Source organism: Maricaulis sp. B-26 (genome assembly GCF_056857855.1).
In genome coordinates this window covers 31,092-48,362 of sequence record NZ_JBSXNX010000018.1, presented here as the reverse complement: position 1 = coordinate 48,362, position 17,271 = coordinate 31,092, and the positions used below count along the sequence as shown (strand labels likewise).

18 protein-coding genes are annotated in these 17,271 nt (G+C 63.7%); 6 read left to right on the top strand and 12 right to left on the bottom strand.

Annotated features, from left to right (window positions below):
• Nucleotides 1-38 precede the first annotated feature (38 nt).
• Nucleotides 39-764 carry an acetoacetyl-CoA reductase gene (gene phbB / locus AC13HB_RS05230; RefSeq protein WP_482948677.1) on the bottom strand — a complete coding sequence of 242 codons (726 nt, stop codon included), beginning with the start codon at nt 762-764 and terminating at the stop codon, nt 39-41.
• Nucleotides 765-916: 152 nt separating this feature from the next.
• Between phbB and phaR the strand changes: the two genes are divergently transcribed.
• The 3 genes from phaR (at nt 917) to AC13HB_RS05215 (ending at nt 3,973) form a co-directional block, all read left to right on the top strand.
• Complete coding sequence (gene phaR, locus AC13HB_RS05225) at nt 917-1,534, top strand: polyhydroxyalkanoate synthesis repressor PhaR (protein ID WP_482948676.1); 618 nt, start codon at nt 917-919, stop codon at nt 1,532-1,534.
• Between the two features lie 210 nt (nt 1,535-1,744).
• Nucleotides 1,745-2,077, top strand: coding sequence for a hypothetical protein (locus AC13HB_RS05220; RefSeq protein WP_482948675.1), 333 nt, complete (start codon nt 1,745-1,747; stop codon nt 2,075-2,077).
• A gap of 165 nt (nt 2,078-2,242) precedes the next feature.
• Nucleotides 2,243-3,973 (top strand): hypothetical protein, encoded by a 1,731-nt coding sequence (locus tag AC13HB_RS05215; RefSeq protein WP_482948674.1) that lies wholly within the window; start codon nt 2,243-2,245, stop codon nt 3,971-3,973.
• A 63-nt stretch (nt 3,974-4,036) separates the two neighbouring features.
• Here the strand turns inward: AC13HB_RS05215 and AC13HB_RS05210 are convergent, their stop codons facing one another.
• Nucleotides 4,037-4,456, bottom strand: coding sequence for a hypothetical protein (locus AC13HB_RS05210; protein WP_482948673.1), 420 nt, complete (start codon nt 4,454-4,456; stop codon nt 4,037-4,039).
• Between the two features lie 137 nt (nt 4,457-4,593).
• Nucleotides 4,594-5,343, bottom strand: a complete 750-nt coding sequence (locus AC13HB_RS05205) for a glycosyltransferase family 2 protein (RefSeq protein ID WP_482948672.1) — start codon at nt 5,341-5,343, stop codon at nt 4,594-4,596.
• A 100-nt stretch (nt 5,344-5,443) separates the two neighbouring features.
• Here AC13HB_RS05205 and AC13HB_RS05200 point away from each other — a divergent pair, with 100 nt between their 5' ends.
• Both AC13HB_RS05200 and AC13HB_RS05195 read left to right on the top strand, forming a co-directional pair.
• Nucleotides 5,444-7,420: an ArnT family glycosyltransferase gene (locus AC13HB_RS05200; RefSeq protein WP_482948671.1), complete on the top strand. Its 1,977-nt coding sequence runs from the start codon at nt 5,444-5,446 to the stop codon at nt 7,418-7,420.
• The gene (locus AC13HB_RS05195; protein WP_482948670.1) at nt 7,395-8,303 is read left to right on the top strand and encodes a hydroxymethylglutaryl-CoA lyase; all 909 of its coding nucleotides are present in this window, start codon (nt 7,395-7,397) and stop codon (nt 8,301-8,303) included. The genes AC13HB_RS05200 and AC13HB_RS05195 overlap by 26 nt, the downstream gene beginning before the upstream one ends.
• Before the next feature lie 13 nt (nt 8,304-8,316).
• Here the strand turns inward: AC13HB_RS05195 and AC13HB_RS05190 are convergent, their stop codons facing one another.
• From AC13HB_RS05190 to cysS, 9 genes are all read right to left on the bottom strand, one after another.
• Nucleotides 8,317-9,330 (bottom strand): glycosyltransferase family 2 protein, encoded by a 1,014-nt coding sequence (locus AC13HB_RS05190; protein WP_482948669.1) that lies wholly within the window; start codon nt 9,328-9,330, stop codon nt 8,317-8,319.
• Complete coding sequence (locus tag AC13HB_RS05185) at nt 9,258-10,484, bottom strand: O-antigen ligase family protein (RefSeq protein WP_482948668.1); 1,227 nt, start codon at nt 10,482-10,484, stop codon at nt 9,258-9,260. The genes AC13HB_RS05190 and AC13HB_RS05185 overlap by 73 nt, the downstream gene beginning before the upstream one ends.
• Nucleotides 10,485-10,500: 16 nt before the next feature.
• Entirely contained in the window at nt 10,501-12,435 is a 1,935-nt protein-coding gene (gene thrS, locus AC13HB_RS05180) for a threonine--tRNA ligase (protein ID WP_482948667.1), read from the bottom strand.
• Nucleotides 12,432-12,782 (bottom strand): membrane protein insertion efficiency factor YidD, encoded by a 351-nt coding sequence (gene yidD, locus AC13HB_RS05175; RefSeq protein WP_482948666.1) that lies wholly within the window; start codon nt 12,780-12,782, stop codon nt 12,432-12,434. The genes thrS and yidD overlap by 4 nt, the downstream gene beginning before the upstream one ends.
• Nucleotides 12,783-12,952: 170 nt before the next feature.
• Complete coding sequence (locus AC13HB_RS05170; RefSeq protein WP_482948665.1) at nt 12,953-13,420, bottom strand: iron-sulfur cluster assembly scaffold protein; 468 nt, start codon at nt 13,418-13,420, stop codon at nt 12,953-12,955.
• A 39-nt stretch (nt 13,421-13,459) separates the two neighbouring features.
• Complete coding sequence (locus tag AC13HB_RS05165; RefSeq protein WP_482948664.1) at nt 13,460-13,705, bottom strand: hypothetical protein; 246 nt, start codon at nt 13,703-13,705, stop codon at nt 13,460-13,462.
• Nucleotides 13,706-13,953: 248 nt separating this feature from the next.
• Nucleotides 13,954-14,220: a hypothetical protein gene (locus AC13HB_RS05160; RefSeq protein ID WP_482948663.1), complete on the bottom strand. Its 267-nt coding sequence runs from the start codon at nt 14,218-14,220 to the stop codon at nt 13,954-13,956.
• Between the two features lie 26 nt (nt 14,221-14,246).
• Complete coding sequence (locus AC13HB_RS05155) at nt 14,247-14,948, bottom strand: AbiU2 domain-containing protein (RefSeq protein ID WP_482948662.1); 702 nt, start codon at nt 14,946-14,948, stop codon at nt 14,247-14,249.
• Between the two features lie 3 nt (nt 14,949-14,951).
• A complete protein-coding gene (gene cysS / locus AC13HB_RS05150) occupies nt 14,952-16,337 on the bottom strand; it encodes a cysteine--tRNA ligase (RefSeq protein WP_482948661.1) in 1,386 nt (461 codons plus the stop codon).
• A gap of 232 nt (nt 16,338-16,569) precedes the next feature.
• Here cysS and folE point away from each other — a divergent pair, with 232 nt between their 5' ends.
• A complete protein-coding gene (gene folE / locus AC13HB_RS05145) occupies nt 16,570-17,187 on the top strand; it encodes a GTP cyclohydrolase I FolE (RefSeq protein WP_482948660.1) in 618 nt (205 codons plus the stop codon).
• The last annotated feature ends 84 nt before the right edge of the window (nt 17,188-17,271 follow it).

Genomic DNA, 17,271 nt, shown 5'->3' with positions numbered 1-17,271 from the left:
GTGCTGCGGACACGCATCACGCGCAGTCCGCAGCAGGGTCAGGTGATGTACTGGCCACCATTGATGGGCAGGGTGGCACCGGTCATGAAGGCTGCGGCATCGCTGCACAGATAGACGGTAAGCGCGGCGATCTCCTCCGCCTCGCCGAGACGTCCGGCGGGAATGCCGGCGATGATGCCGTCGAGGACTTTTTCCGGCACGGCTGCGACCATCTCGGTATTGATATAGCCCGGCGCTATGCAGTTGACGGTGATACCCTTGCGGGCCGCCTCCTGGGCGAGCGCCTTGGTGAAGCCGATAACCCCGGCCTTGGCGGCGGAATAGTTCACCTGGCCCATCTGGCCCTTCTGGCCGTTGATCGAGGAGATATTGACGATCCGGCCCCAGCCGCGCTCGCGCATGCCCTCATAGACGGGCCGCGTCATGTTGAACATGGAGTCGAGATCGGTGCGCACCACATCGTTCCACTGCGCGAAATCCATCTTGTGGAACATCGCATCGCGCGTGATGCCGGCATTGTTCACGAGGATATCGAAACCGCCGCCAGCGAGGCGCTCGGCTTCGGCAATACCGGCCGCGCAGGCATGGAAGTCGCCCACATCGAAACGCGCGACCTCGATACCGCTCTCGCGCGAGAAGGCGCCGGCCTTTTCTTCATTGCCCGCATAATTGGCGACCACGATATGGCCGGCGGCCTTGAGCGCATGACTGATCGCAGCCCCGATACCGCGCGTACCACCCGTCACCAGTGCCCGTTTCGACATCTCCCCATCCCCTCTGGACAAAATGCAATAGTCTTCGCGCTTGCAGCACACCCGTCAGTGCGCGTACACCCTTACATGAAATAGCGACACGCGCATGTCGAGGGAAATAAGGCCCGAGACCCTGCGGGACACGCGAATATGGGGAGTATGTGGTGACGAAATCGAACGGTAAGACGCCGGACATCGTGATCAAGAAATACGCGAACCGGCGCCTCTACGACACATCGACCAGCCAGTATGTGACGCTCGACTACCTGCGCGACCTCGTGAAAAAGGGTTCCAATTTCCAGGTCGTCGATGCCAAGAGCGGCGAAGATCTGACCCGCGGCGTGCTGGCACAGATCATTTTCGAGGAAGAAAGCCGCGGCGCGAACCTTCTGCCGGTCGACTTCCTGCGCCAGCTGATCAGCTTCTATGGCGACAGCCTGCAGACCGTGGTGCCCGGCTATCTGCAGATGTCGATGAATTCCTTCTCCCAGCAGCAGGAGGAATTCCGCGAAAAGATGGCCGAGGCGATGACCTCGCCGCAGGCGGCCACGTCCCTGATCGAGGAACAGACGCGCCGCAATATGGAAATCTTCGGCCAGGCCATGCGCATGTTCACCCCCTTTACCCAGCCGGGTGGCGAGAGCGGCGGTCAGGCCGATGCGCCGGCAAAGCCGGCCGCGGCGAAATCGTCCACCGCCGAGGAGAGCGAAGATCTCGCCTCCATGCGCGAAGAGCTCGACGCCATGCGCGCCAAGCTCGACCAGCTGCTCGACAAGAAATAGCAGGTCAAGCAGGGTCTCCGGCCGGACTGTCCCGAATTGGCACAGCCGGCCCGCCCTCCCCGGCGTTAAGACTTTCGTATCGATATGACCCGGATCGGGCGGTTCTTGTGACCGTCCGGAGACGATTCGGGACATCTGGTTCACATTTACGCCCAGAATCGTGCTTAACCTCTCATTAAGACTTGGCACACGCCTTGCGACTTGATGAGCATGACCACGATCCGTAGCGCATATCCCGTCCCGATCCCGACCAGCCGCCGCGTTGAGCCGGCCGGTCGTGCGCGCGGTTCGAATGATCGTCCGGCCAGACAGGAACGGGCTCTCGTCACCGTCCCGACCCCGCAAAGCTCCGAGCGCGACGCGCCGCGGAATTTTGTGCGGGCCCGTCCTGCCACAGCCGAGGTCATGGTCCAGGTGATCGCCGGTCAGCCGCGCCGCGGTCTGAAGGCCGAAGCCAGCGAGCTCGACCGCTATCGCCGCACCTATGCGCAGGCCGCCAAGCCGGCTGCCGCGCCGCGCCCCAGCATGGAGCGCCGCGCATGATCGCCCGCGCCCTCACCTCCCGCCGCTTCGGCTTCTGGTGCGACGCCGCACTGGGCGCCGGCGTCGTCTTCGTGATGATCTGACGGGCGAGAGCTCTTCCTCCGCAATTCAGGCTTGCTTTCGCGATAAGCGCACGAAAGCATGCGCGCCTCGGGGGAGGTGTCCGTGCCAAATCAATCCGACTTGCCCGGCGGCCTCGCCCGGCTAAACCTGCTCACCTATGCCGTGCTGCTCGTTTTCGCCGTCCTGCTGCTGACGGTACCGGCTGCAAGCGAAGGGCTTGGAATACACAGGCATACTGCCTTGCCGGTCGCCGTCCTGTTCCTTTTCGACGTTATCATTCTCGGCCTCGCGTCGCCGGCAATACGCTTCAAGTTCAGCTCCCGATACTGGGATGGCTGGGTCCTCGGCACGGCGACCCTCGCCGTCTGGATGACCTTCGCGCTGAACACCTCGCTGGTCTGGCAGGTCGTCGTGATGGCAGCACGCTTCGACCGCGCCTGGATCGCGATCCTCCTGCTTCCGTCACTGGCCATGGGCTGGCTCGGTCTGAAATTCATGGCGGAGAAGCGTTACGCACGCGGCGAGAAAGATTCGGCCATCAAGGCTGCGCCTGAGGGGGACGCGAAGCCGACAATGCTGGAGCGTCTCGAAAGGCTCGTCATCGAAGGAGCCCGATCGCTGCTCGGGGTGGTCATCGTCCTCCAGCTCGTCATCATCGCGGGCGCCTTCTATTTGATAACCTATACATTCCTGAACGAAATGCTGGCGAATGATGTCGTCATCGCACCACGAAACCTCCCCGGTATCATTGGCGAGGTGAGTGGCCGCATAGCGGAATCCTATCTCGAGCTTGCCTGGCCTACGGCGCGAGTGACGCTCGTCCTCGGCGGGCTCACCTTTGCCATCATCATCCCTTTGGTTCTGCTCGTGGATGTCGCCATGAACCGATCAGTGCGGCGCCGTTCAAAGCTCGAACCGCTCAACGATGCCGACAGAAGCTGGATCGAAGCCGGTACGGAGACTTCGCTCGACTGGACTGCCGCACAACCGAAATCCCGGCTCGCCCCGCTCGTCGTCACGCCCATCCTGATTTTCGCGATGAGCCTCGCAGTCGGACTGGGGGCCGGCGCGCCTGCCCTGGGTAGCCGGACACTGAACGCGATCCTGTTCGCGCAGGATGACGAACTTTTCGGGTCAGTTTTGGGCATGACCGGCCCGGTCGTGACGGCCCTGCCCTTCATGATGATCGGTATTCTGGTCGGCTTCAGTGGCGCGCAGGCCCTGCCCGGACTGCGCCGCTTCTATCTCGCCATGAACCGCGACCGTGTGGAGCGCATGACCAGCCTGGCCCGCGCGGAAATCCGCTCTGCGCTGGAAAGCGCTGCGCGCAAGGGCTGGTACTCCAGATACGGCGCCTTCGACCCTGAGCACTTCCACCGGCGGTGGAGCCGTCGTGGCAGTGAGCTGGCCGGTCGCATTTTCATGGTTTGCCTTCCGATCGCGCTCGTGCTGACCGTCTATGATGCCCTCTGGTTCCGCAGCTGGGGCGAGACCTCGCTGCGCTATTCGGGACCGTTCGAGATCACCGTGCATGACGTCGCCTACACGGATGTGTCGCGCCTGGAAGTGCGCTGCGACGTGCTCACGGGCGATGCCGGGCCGGTTCCGTCGACCGAATACGCGATCGTGCTTGGGGACGGGAGCCGCTTCAGCCTGCATGACCGGCTCCGCCCCCATTTGCTCGACGCGCTCCGGTTCATCGACACAGCCGTCCGCGCTGGTCAGGCCGAGATGGTCGATCTGGCACCGGACGGCGACCGGGCGGGCTGCGAGGCCTTGCTGCGTGGCCGCTATGGCGACGATGCGGCAGCCATTATCGAGCTCCTGAGATAGCCCACAAGAAAAAGGCCTGCCCCGGAGGGCAGGCCTTTCGCATTTCGGGTGGTGACGGCTAGGTCATTCGCCGCCGCCGCCGACGGCGAGGTCGCGGCGGGCCGCGACGATGGTGACGACGAAACCGGCCACGGTATCCATGAACGCCATGAGCGTGATCAGGAAGAAAACCGAGGTGCCGAAACGGCCGACCAGCAGGAACATGCCCATCGCGATCACGAAGACGACCATGGACAGGCCGTGATTGAGAATGGTCGCGGTGCCGGTGCCGGCGGATTTCACGAGCTCGATAAAGAGCGTGAACATGCCGAGAATGATGAGCAGGTCTCCCAGCTTCATGTCCCAGGGACCGGAAGCGAGATTGATGGTGAAGACACCGCTGTCCATCATGGCGGCTGCTGCTGCGGGATCGCCGGCGCTGAAGAGCACAAGGGCGGCGTAGACCACCACCGGAACGATCATGAGCGGAATTACATTGAACATGGAACCTCCCCCGTTCTTGCCGCCGCGGCGTCTTGCCTGATCCGCTGCGGTCATACCCAACAATACGCCGTTATCCCCTCCTAACGCCATATCGTGTCCTTTCTGACATGCGGGGGACCGATACCGGCCCGCCCTGGCTAGACTTCGTCACTCCCGCGCGGATTGCGCGCCCGGGAATTTAACCACATCACGCCCAGCATGTCTGTCAAAGAGGCGAAAAGACGGCCAAAATTCGTATATTTCGACTCTCCGATGGTGCGATGGCGGTGCGTGACCGGCCGGAATTCGCACCTGTAACCCTCCCGATTCATCAGCGCAGGCAGGAAACGGTGCTGGTGGTCGAAGAAGGGGAGTTGCAGATAAGCCTCACGATAAAAGGCTTTCAGCCCGCAGCCCGTATCATTGCAATTATCGTTGAGCAGGCTCTTGCGGATGCCATTGCCGAAGCGCGAGGCGAATTTCTTCCAGGCCGAGTCCTGGCGATTGGCAGACCGGTCGCCCCCGACGAGGGCGAGATCTTCCGGCGCGTCCTCGCGCATCAGGGCATCGATCACGGTCGGCAGGTTTTCCGGCGGGTTCTGGCCGTCCCCGTCGAGCATGCTGACCACCTTGCCGCGGGCATGCATCACGCCCGTGCGCACGGAACGCGACTGGCCGGCATTATTGCGGTGGGCGATCACCCGCAGCATGGGCAGATCGGCCTTGGCCTCGATCAGCTCCTTGCGCGTATCGTCGGTGGAGCAGTCATCCACGAAGACGATCTCGAAATTCCGGCCCTCGAGCGCCTGCGCGATCTCGCGCGCAAGCGGCACGACATTGCCGGCTTCGTTATAGGCGGGCACGACGACGGAGATGTCGGGCGTGTTGGTATCGGCGGTCTGGCTCATAGGTGTCTGCTTGAGCTTGCGAAACAGGGATACCCGTTTCATACCGGGTTTGACACGCGACGCGAGGCTTTTCTCAGCCGCGCGCCATCCGGAGCGGGAAATGACCGAACTTTCCAGGGGCTTGCGCGCCTATTTCATCATCGGCCTTCTGGCGGCCCTCTCCGCACTGGCGGGCATTTTCACCATGCCGCCGCTGGACCGCGACGAGAGCCGTTTCGCCCAGGCGACGGCGCAAATGCTGGAGACCGGGAATTTCGTCGAGATCAATTTCCTCGACGAGGAACGCAACAAGAAGCCGGTCGGGATTCACTGGCTGCAGGCGGCCTCGGTCGCAGCCTTTTCCGACGCCGAAGCGCGCGAGATCTGGGCCTATCGCATCCCCTCCCTGCTCGGCGTCATCCTCGCCGCAATCGCGGCTTTCTGGGGCGGGCAGCGCCTTGTGGGACGCGAGGCGGCCTTCGCGGGCGCGGCGCTCTTCGCGACGACCGTCCTGCTCGGCATCGAAGGCGGCATCGCCAAGACGGATGCGATGCTCGCTGGCTCCACCACGCTAGCCATGGCCGCGCTGGCGCATGTCAGAGCGGGCTCGACCGGCTGGAAGACGGCCCTCATCTTCTGGTTCGCCATCGGGCTTGGCGCGCTGATCAAGGGTCCCGTCACGCCCATGGTGGCGGGCCTCGCCGTGATCGCGCTGGTGATCTGGGAGCGCAAGGCACGCTGGCTCATGCCGCTGATCAGGTTCTGGCCCGGCCCGATCCTCGCCATCGCCATGGTTCTGCCCTGGCTGATCTCCATCCAGATCGCCACCGATGGCAATTTCCTGCGCGAGGCGCTGGGCGACGATCTCGGTCCCAAGCTGGTGTCCGGCCATGAGCGTCATGGCGGACCGGTAGGCTATCACCTCCTGCTCCTGCCGCTCCTCTTCTTCCCGGCGACGCTCTTCCTCCTGCCGGGCGCCGGACGCGTCGTGGCCGCCGTGCGCGGCAAGCTGGACGATAATGCAGGCGCTGCGGCCCGCTTCCTGATCGCCTGGGCGATCCCGACCTGGCTCGTCTTCGAGATCCTGCCGACCAAGCTGCCGCACTACGTCCTGCCCGCCTATCCGGCGCTGGCGCTCGCGGCAGGCTGGGGACTGATGGAACTGGCGAAGGCCGCACAATGGCAGCGCTGGGTGAGCTGGGGCCTTTTCGCCTTCGCCGGTCTCGTCTTCGCCATCGCCATGCCGGTCCTCTTTGCCCTGTACGGATCGAATGCGAGCTGGGATGCGGTACGCCTGTCCATGGCCGGTTTCGAGGGCGGGTTCGAGCTGGGGCTCGATCCGGCCGTGGCCGCCTGGGTCGCCGCCGCGGCCGCACTGTTCGCGGCATTCACCGGAGCCGCACTGATCGCCGAGCGGACCGGTCGCACGGCGCTGGTCCTGGTGCTCGCCGTACTTGCCGGACTGGGCTGGCAGGTGATGGGCCGCGGCGCTGCGGCGCCCAATGCCTATGCCGTGCGCCTCGCCGACCAGGTCCGCGCCGCCCGCGCCTATTCCGACACGATCGCCGGTATCGCGCCGGAGGAAATTGTCACTGCCTCCAGCTATACCGAGCCCAGCTTGGTCTTCTCGCTGGGCACGGATACCGTGCTGGGCTCGGCAGAAGAGGTTTTGGCCTTCACGGAAGGACGGGATGAGCCGACCATGGTGGTGCTGGACTTGTCGCGAGCCAGGTGGCTCAGCACACTTCTGATATCTGGACGTGTCAATGCCGATGACGTTCCGGAAGAAGTCTGGGCCTACCGTGGATTCGGATCTGTCAGCCTTCCAGGCCTTCCTGAAGTTCAAAATGTCCGCGATGCTAGGTCTGCCAAAGTAGCGGCCCTGGGCCGGTTCATCACTTGGATCATCGACAATGACGTTTGCCATATCAGTCTGGCATCAGGAACGAATTACTCGCGTGGCGATGGCGCGACGTTGATCCTGGCCTGGACTAATTGTGGCAACGGACGCCAGCTTCTAGACCGGATTGACCTGTCTCATATCGATCCTTGGCAAATTGATGAGAACCCCAATGACCCGCAAGATCGAAATCGTTGAAGTCGGCCCGCGCGACGGGCTCCAGAACGATCCGGCGATGATGTCGACGGACACCAAGATCGAATTCGTCTCCCGGCTGATCGATGCCGGCGTCAAGCGCATGGAAGCCGCGAGCTTCGTGCACCCGAAACTCGTTCCGGCCATGGCGGACTCCGCGGAAGTCATGGAGCGCGTGCCGCGTCAGGACGGGGTGAAATATATCGGCCTCGCGCTCAATGAGCGCGGCATGCGGCGGGCGCTCGATGCGGGCTGCGACGAGGTCAATTACGTCATGGTCGCCTCGCCGGGTTTCGGCCTCAAGAACCAGAACGCCACGCCGGAACAGACCGCCGATCTCTTCGACAGGATCGCCATTCTCGCCCATGACGAGGGCGTGCCGGTCTCGGTCACGGTCTCGGTGGCCTTCGGCGATCCCTTCGACGGCGAGGTCGATCCGAAAACCGTGGCCCATCTGGCGTCCCGCGCCCGGGCCGCGGGTGCCGTTGAATTTGCCATAGGCGACACGATCGGTGTGGCCGATCCCTGGACGGTGCGCGAAACGCTGGATCTCGTCCGGGCCGAGAGCGGGGATATGCGCCTGCGCATGCACTTCCACAACACGCGCAATACGGCGATGGCGAATATCTATGCCGCCGTCGAGGCCGGCGTGGACGTCATCGACGCCTCGGTCGGCGGGATCGGCGGCTGCCCCTTCGCCCCGGCGGCGACGGGTAATGTCGCGACGGAGGACGTCGTCTACATGCTCGAGCGCGGCGGCTACGAGACCGGGCTCGATCTTTCCAAGCTGATCGAGACGGCGAAATGGCTGGAAACGGACGGGCTGAAACACCCGGTCGAGAGCGCGCTGTCGAAAGCGGGCGGCTTTCCCAAACCCTCAGCCTGACGCGACGCGCCCGTCAGCGGCTGGCGCGGTGCGCCCGGAGCCGTTTCAGGCGCCGCAGGGCGCGATTGCGATGACGGCGATTACGAACGCCCCGGCGCAGTTTCAGAAAGGCGACACGGCCCCACAGGGCGGCGAAGATCGGGACGATCATCGCCATCGTCGTCAGGCGTTCGAGCGGGCCGGTGTAGAACTTCCAGAAATACTTGATGAAGCCGAGACCCTTCTGGGTCTCGACGAAGGTCGGGGAGGTCCGGCTGGTCCCGCCGAAATGGACGATGTCGGCCCGCGGCTCGAACCAGACGCTGCCACCGGCTTCACGGACGCGGCGGCAGATATCGATATCCTCGACATGCAGGAAATAGCGCTCGTCGAACCCGCCGAGTTCCCGGAAACCCGCGCGCGGCATGAGCAGGGCGGCACCCGATACGACGGGAACCGGCATGAGCGTGTCCGTCAGCGGATCGCGCTCATAGTGCAGCGATTTCATGCCGGGGACAAAACGATCAAGCCCCAGGAAACCGACCATGGCAGAGGCCGGCGTCAGCTCGCCCCGCCGTCCGCCGCGCTGCTCGCTCCCGTCCGGATTGACGATGCGCGCGCCGATAATCCAGGGCGCATCGCCGGGCAGTCCGTCGGCTGACTGCTTGAGACGGGAGGCGACACCGGTCGCCAGCACGGCATCGGGGTTGAGGAAGAGTACGAGATCGCCGCGTGCGCGCTCGACGCCGATATTGCAGCCGCGCGCGAAGCCGTGATTGCCGCCGGTCTCCACGAGTACGAATTTCTCCGTCGCCGCAGCCTTCTCGCGCAGGGCCCTCGTCATGCGCTCGGGATTGCCGTGATTGACCAGCACGAACTCGTCGACCCCGTCAGCGGACAGGATCGAGTCGACCGCATCGAGCAGGCGGGGTCCGGTCTGCCAGGAGACCGTAACGACGGAGAGCGTAGGCCGGTTCAGCGAACCGGCTTCCTCGCCCCGAGAAAGAGGACCGAGGCCGCCGCCAGCGCTACCGTCCCTTGGTGCCATTCCTGCCATACCCCGTAAGAGAACACGATGAGCGCGACATAAACCACGAGCACCCAGACGGCGCCAACCGCCTGAAGCCGCGAGAGCTGTATCGCACCGGCAATTCGCCCCCCTAACGCAATGAGCGTGCCAGCCAACAACCCCGCCCCGACCGCGCCGGTCTCAAGCCAGATTTGCAGCGTCGCATTATGGGGATGCAACGGCAAGGCTTCGACATTGTGCACGGTATCCCCGACGACGATAAAAAGCTCGTCATTGAGCGGTCGCGACGCGTTGAATCCGTATCCGAACCAGGGCTGTTCGCGGATGCGTTCGCCGACGAAGGCCCAGATGTCGAGGCGGTAATCCCAGGAATCCGGCAGAGCCTGCCGCAAGCCATCAGGCACCACCTCGATCAGGGCCGGCGCGATCAGCGGCAGTACCAGAACCAGTCCGGCCGACGCACCGAACACGAAGACCACCATGGCCCTCGGCCAGACCATGGCGAGCCCCGCCGCAACGCTCGCCAACAGGAAAGCGGCTGCGTTCACCTCGGTGCGAAAACTGAACGCCGCAATAGCCGCAAATATCATCACCACCACGCCGATAACGGGTCCGCCCGCGCGCCAGGCGATCAGCGATACCGGAACACTCATCAGGATCAGCGGGACCGCGGCATGGCCCAGATTGCGAAAGACGAATTCGTCCACATCCGCACGCGTCATCTCAGCGAAGAAGGGGTCGAGCATCTTGAAGCTGCGGGTGACATAACCGCCCATCAGGGCTTCCGACAGAAGGATCAGCCCCAGCGTGACGACCATGAAGATCATCATCGCCTCGACCCGCCGCCGCCAGCCATTGCCCAGCTGCCCCATCCGCACGGCGAACAGGATATAAAGCGGTATCCCGAAACCGGTCTTCAGTATCTGCTCGGGATTGTCATAGGGCGACCAGAGAAAGCTGAGCAGTGCCCAGGCCAGGAAGGCCAGCGCCCCCGCGAGCGCCCATGGGAATTCGCGGAAGCGCCAGAATTCACGGTCCAGCGGGACGGCGACAATCGCCAGCAAAGCAACCAGGGGCGGGATCAGCAGCGAACCGACCGCGGCGAACCCCGTCGAGAGGGCATAGCCGACGATGCCGCAGATACCGGCCCGTGTCTCGCCGCGAACGTTCACCGGATCACCGCCTCTCCTAGGCCCGTTTGAGGTCCGGATCGAGGGCATCGCCGGCGATGCGCGCAATGGCGTCCTCCAGCGGCAGGATTTCCTGCTTCTTGCCATCCTCGCCCAGGAAACGCAGGGCCAGCGTGCCCTCTTCGGCCTCCTTGCGACCGACCACGGCGATGACCGGCACCTTGCCGACGGAATGTTCGCGGACCTTGTAGTTGATCTTCTCGTTGCGAAGATCCGTTTCCGCGCGCAGTCCGGCCTTCAGCATGGCGGCCTTCACTTCGTCGGCGTAACCGTCCGCATCGGAAGTGATCGTCGCGATCACGACCTGACGCGGCGCCAGCCAGAGCGGCAGCTTGCCGGCATAGCTCTCGATCAGAACGCCGAGGAAACGCTCCAGCGAGCCGAGAATGGCCCGGTGCAGCATGACCGGACGGTGTTTCTCGCTGTCGTCGCCGACGAAGGTCGCATCCAGACGTTCCGGCAGGTTGAAGTCGCACTGAATCGTGCCCGTCTGCCATTCCCGGCCGATCGCGTCCTTGAGCACGAAGTCCAGCTTGGGGCCGTAGAAGGCGCCGTCGCCCGGATTGTGCTCGAAATCGAGACCCGACGCCTCGGCCGCCTCGCGCAGCGCCGCCTCGGCCTTGTCCCAGACCTCGTCGGAGCCGACGCGCTGTTCCGGACGGTCGGAGAACTTGATGCGGATCTCGTCGAAGCCGAAATCGGAATAGACGGATTTCAGAAGATCGCAGAAGGACTTCACCTCGTCCGTGATCTGGTCGACCGTACAGAAGATGTGCGCGTCGTCCTGCACGAAGCCGCGCACACGCATCAGACCGTGAAGCGACCCGGACGGCTCGTAGCGGTGACAGGACCCGAACTCGGCCAGGCGCAGCGGCAGATCGCGATAGGATTTCTGGCCCTGGTTGAAGACCTGGACGTGGCAGGGGCAGTTCATCGGCTTTACCGCCAGGATTTTCTCTTCCTGGTCGATGGAGGAGATGAACATGTTCTCCCGGTATTTGTCCCAGTGACCCGAGGCCTCCCAGAACTTCCGGTCCATCAGCTGCGGCGTGCGGATCTCGACATAGCCGGAGGCCTCGAGACGGCGGCGCATATAGTTCTGCACCGTGCGATAGAGCGTCCAGCCATTGGGGTGCCAGAACACCTGGCCCTGGGCTTCTTCCTGGAAGTGGAAGAGTTCCATCTGCTTGCCGAGACGGCGGTGGTCGCGCTTCTCGGCTTCCTCGATCCGGTGCAGGTGCGCCTTGAGCTGTTTCTCGTCCGGCCAGGCCGTGCCGTAGATACGCTGCAGCATGGCGTTGCGATGATCGCCGCGCCAATAGGCGCCGGCCAGCTTCATCAGCTTGAAGGCCTTGCCGATCTTGCCCGTGGAGGGCAGGTGCGGACCGCGGCACAGATCCATCCAGTCGCCCTGGCGGTAGATCGTGATCGTCTCGTCTTCCGGCAGATCGCGGATCAGCTCGGCCTTGTAGGCCTCGCCCATCTCCTCGAATTTGGCGATGGCGTCGTTCCGGTCCCAGACCTCGCGCTCGAAAGGCAGGTCGGCATCGACGATCTCGGCCATTCGCTTCTCGATCGCTTCGAAGTCCTCCGTCGAGAACGGCTCGTCGCGGGCGAAGTCGTAATAGAAGCCGTCCTCGATGGCCGGGCCGATCGTGACCTGCGTGCCGGGGAAGAGGTCCTGCACCGCCTGGGCGAGGACGTGCGCCGTGTCGTGGCGGATCACCTCGAGCGCCTTATCGTCCTTGCGCGTGACGATGGCGACTTTCGCGTCTCCCTCGAAGGGGCGCGTCAAATCCCATTCCTCACCGTCCACCTCGGCGATAATGGCCGCCTTGGCGAGGGATTTGGAAATACTCTCGGCCAGGTCGAGCGGCGTAGCCCCGTCGGCGAGTTCTTTTCGGGAGCCGTCGGGAAGCGTTACATTGATCATCGGTCTTCGTCCTTGTCGTCGGCGCGGTCCGCCGGCGGAAGCCTGTCCGTCATCGGGTCTGGCTGTTCGGGCCTGAACGCCCAGACAGCCCACCATCTTGCCTTGGTGCGCGTCTCCGGTGCGGGGTCGAAACCATAGGTGCCGCCCGGGCGGCAGCGGCCGAGCCGGCCGAGCGTCAACCAGCCTCCGCGCCAGCTGCCCTGGGCCTTGATGGCATCCTTGGCATAGTGCGAGCAGGTCGGCTCATGCCGGCAGCGCACACCCAGCGCGAAAAAGACCGGCGACAGCGTCAGCTGATAGACACGGAGCATGCCGATCATCAGCCAGGCCAGCGGACCTTTTCCCATTTCTCCCCGTTCCTTCGAACGCATGTGGATTCAAGCCTTTTAACGCCCCGCCGCGCCCTGTCCACCATGGACCTCAAATGCGCAGCGCGGACCGCAGTAATCTGAGGGGGTGAATACGGTCTTTCCGGACTGTCCGGGGCGTCCTGCCGGCGCGGCGGGACCGGACAGCCCTAACCGGTCTCGCGACCGGCGAGCGGGGTGGTAGTGGTCGTCCCGGTGCGCGCCCGGCTCACCGCGTCCACGATGGCGTCGAAGGCCAGCATGATGGACTGGTGCCGCGCGGCGTATTCGCGCGCACCCTCGAGCACGGCGAGTTCGGCGAAGCGCCCTTTGGGGACGCGCTTGCCCTGTTTGAGCATTGCGAGAAGGCTGTCACGGGCCTGCTCGAGTTCCTGGCGCGAGGCCCCGACGGCATGGCGCGCAAGGATGGAGGCGGAGGCCTGCCCCAGCGCGCACGCCTTGATGCGCAGCGCCAGATCGGCGACCCGGTCGCCCTTCATGGCGACATCCACCTCGATCTCGGAGCCGCACAGGCGGGAGACCTTGCGCGCAGACGCCTGCGGCCGGGCCAGTCGCCCGACATGCGGAATATCCGCGGCCAGTCCGAGGACGGCATTGGAATAAAGCGCGTCTGCCATACCCGCTATTTAAGCGCCTTCCCGGCGCTTTGCCAGCCCCTACCCGTCCAGATAGATGCGCGCGCCCAGACCGGTCACGCGGCGCACGTCCGGTCCCTCGAACCGGCTTTCGCCGAGATCGGTAACGCTGTCATCGTCCAGGCACTCCACGTCCTGCAAGGCCAGGGAGGCGCGCGCCAGCACGGCAGCCTCGGCCGCTTCGCTGGCGAGCACATGCGCGACCATCCGGAAACGGCCCGTCTCGTCCCTGCAGTGCAGAACAACATCGAAACGGCGCGTCGTCATGCCGGCCCCTTGCCCCTGCCCGCCCGGGAATCAGTCAGGCAGTCCAAGAAGATAGCATGAAACGAGTCGAACTTCGCAGGAAACCGCGTTCAAGGTCCTCGCCCTTGACGGGCGAGGGGGACCGCGCCGAAGGCAGGGTGGAGTGGGTGACTTCACCAAAAGCGGAACGCTTCGCGTTTCACCCCTTCCGTCACGCTTTGCCTGACACCTTCCCCGTCAAGGGGAAGGACCTCGGAGAGTTCGCTCCCTCAATCGATATCCATCTCGTCTTCGTCGAGATAGGTCGGTTCGGTGCGGCCGAGGACTTCCGGGATATCGCCCAGATCTTCGCCCTCGTCCGGTTCCGGCTCCCAGACCTCGTCGATCTCGACGCCCCAGAAACCTTCCGACAGCGCCGCGCCCTCGGCGAGCCTCGCCGCCGCATCGGCATCCGCCGCGACCACGCCATAGGAGACGAAACACACCCCCACGGCGTCCTCCGCCTGGAGCATCACGTTGAAACCTTTAAGGGACATAACAAAAACTTTCCTCGTCCGGAACTTCAGCCGGGCCTGTCGAAGCGCAGCCGGGACGGCTCGATTCCGGACAGCCGCGCCCAGAATTCTTCCGAGTAGACCCGCGCGAACTCGCGCACGTCTGCCGGTGTCGTGCAGGTCATGAAACTGGCAAACTGTAGTGCGATCTCGATAATCTCATCAGCCAACTCAAACAAACAGTCATAGCTGGGCAATATAAGCGGCTGATGCTGTTTTACAGGGTTACCAAGGTGAGCCACGATCTGGTCTCTCATGCCTTTCACCTTCTTAAACTTATCGGACGACTGCAGGGCCTCTAAGCGTTGGCTTAATTGGTTCACAAAAGCTGTGGGGCTCACAGCCACTGACAGCCCCAGCCCATCCGGCTGGTCGGTCAACAAGCTTACTCCGCCTTGACCAATCCAATCGGCCTCCAAGTCCGACCAGAAAGGCTGCTTCCGCACGTTGCTTATTAGGCCTTTTAAGGAAAAAGCGCCCTTCGTAGGATCCATTGCTTTGGCGACAAACCCAACAATATCCCGGGCCACAACACTACGAAGGTGCCACAGGATGTGATTTTCATAGGTGTCGTTTAGAGCTTCCTGCAGTGCGTTATCGTAGACGAGAGGGCGCACGGTGACGATCGAGTAGGCAGCGAAGTCGACAGAACGCATGTACTCCTCGACGTAAGCTGCCGCCTTTTCCTGCCAGCCTCCCTTCAACGACATGTCCTACTCCGCCACCCGCCAGGTCGAACCTTCCGGCCCGTCATCGACCTGGACATTGAGCGCGTTGAGCTCGTCGCGCAGCTCGTCGGCGCGGCCCCAGTCCTTGCCGGCGCGGGCCTGCTGGCGCTGCTCGATGAGATCGTCGATCATCGCGCGTTCGGCCGGATCCATGCCGGTCAGGCCGAACCATTGGTCCGGATCGCCCTGGGCGAGCCCCAGAAGGGCGCCGGCCGCGAGCAGTTCGCCCTTGGCCTTCGCCTTCTCGGCATCGCTCTGTGCCTTGTTGGCAGACCCGGCGAGCGCAAAGAGCTCGGAAATGGCCTTGGGCGTGTTGAGATCGTCCAGCACGGCATCGAGGAAGGCTTGCGGCAGCGCGGCCGGTTCGGCCTCGATATCGCCGAGACGGCGCAGCACGCCATAGATCCGGTCGAGCGAGCGGCGCGTCTTGGCCAGCAGGTCGGCATTCCAGGTCAGCGGCGCACGATAATGCGCGGTCAGCAGGGCGCAGCGCAGCACCTCGCCCGGCCAGCTTTCCTTGAGATCGTGGATCAGGGCGACATTGCCGATCGACTTGGACATCTTGTCCGAGCCCATATTGAGAAAACCGTTGTGCAGCCAGTAGTTCGCCATCGCCTTGCCGCCATGGGCGCAGGTCGACTGGGCGATCTCGTTCTCATGGTGCGGGAAGACCAGATCGATGCCACCGCCATGAATGTCGATGGTCTCGCCGAGATGCGTCTCGCACATGGCCGAGCATTCCAGGTGCCAGCCCGGACGGCCGCGCCCCCAGGGACTGTCCCAGCCCGGCTCGTCCTCGCTGGACGGTTTCCACAGCACGAAGTCGGCCGGATCCTTCTTGTAGGGTGCCACCTCGACGCGGGCGCCCGCAATCATGTCGTCCTGCGAACGCCGAGAGAGCGCGCCATATCGCTCGTATGACGTCACCGAAAAGAGTACATGGCCTTCCGCCTCATAGGCGTGACCGCCATCGATCAGACGCTGCATCATGGCAATCATCGGCTCGATATGGTCGGTCGCCTTGGGCTCGAGCGTCGGCGTCTCGACACCCAGCGCATCGAGATCCTCGCGATAGATGCGGGCGAACTTCGTCGCGACGGTCTCGATCCCCTCGCCGCTCTCCCGGGCGGCGGCCATGATCTTGTCATCGATATCGGTGATATTGGCGGCCAGCACGACATGCTCGGGCCCGTAGAGCACGCCGAGCACGCGGCGCAGAACGTCGAACACGACCGGCGGCCGGGCATTGCCGATATGGGCGTAGGAATAGACCGTCGGCCCGCAGACATACATCGTCACCCGGTCAGGATCGATCGGTTCGAAGACCCGTTTCTTGCGGGCCATCGTGTCGTAGAGGGTGAGCGTTTGCATGGGAAAACGGCTTTCTGAGAGTGCGGTACTGAAAAATTCGGGCGCCGGATGCCCTCTTAACATTGGAAACGCGGCGCAGACGACCTAAATACGGGCTGCGCGCACATGCGCAAACAGAGGATTTCAGGGGAAAGACTGCTTTCAGCCGTTCCTGCCGTCCTCGATCCGGAAACCGGAACTACGGTTTCGACGTATAGGTCGAGCCGACCCGTCAACGAAAGGATCCATGAGGATGGACGCCGTGACCCCAGAAGCTGCCCGTATTGCTGCCCTTGCCGCCAGCCGCCCGTCGCGCGAAGAGGCCGAAGAGGCCGTTCGCACCCTGATCGCCTGGGCCGGCGACGACCCGAAGCGCGAAGGCCTGATCGACACGCCCAAGCGCGTGGTCAAGGCGTGGAAGGAATGGTTCTCCGGCTATGAAGCCGATCCCGCACAAGCCCTCGGCAAGACGTTCGAGGACGTGCAGGGCTATGACGACATGGTCATGCTGACCAATATCGACGTGGAGAGCCATTGCGAGCACCACCTCGCTCCCATTCTCGGCGTGGCCCATGTCGCCTATCTGCCGTCGAAAGCCGTGGTCGGCATCTCCAAGATCGCCCGCGTTGTCGAAATCTTCTCCAAGCGCATGCAGACGCAGGAGACGATGACCGCCCAGATCGCCGATGCGCTCACCGACGCCATGCAGCCGCGCGGCGTGGCCGTCCTGGTCGATGCCAAGCATCAGTGCATGACGACCCGCGGCGTGCACCACCCGAACGTCTCGACCATCACGACGAGCTTTACCGGCGAGTTCCAGACCGATCCGGCCCTCAAGGACCGCTTCATGCGCCTCGTCGAGCGGGCCTGATACGGCAGGGCTTCGGCCGATCAGGACAAATTAATCGAATACACCCCCGCGCATCCCAGTGCGGGGGTGTTTTTCTGTGCGCAG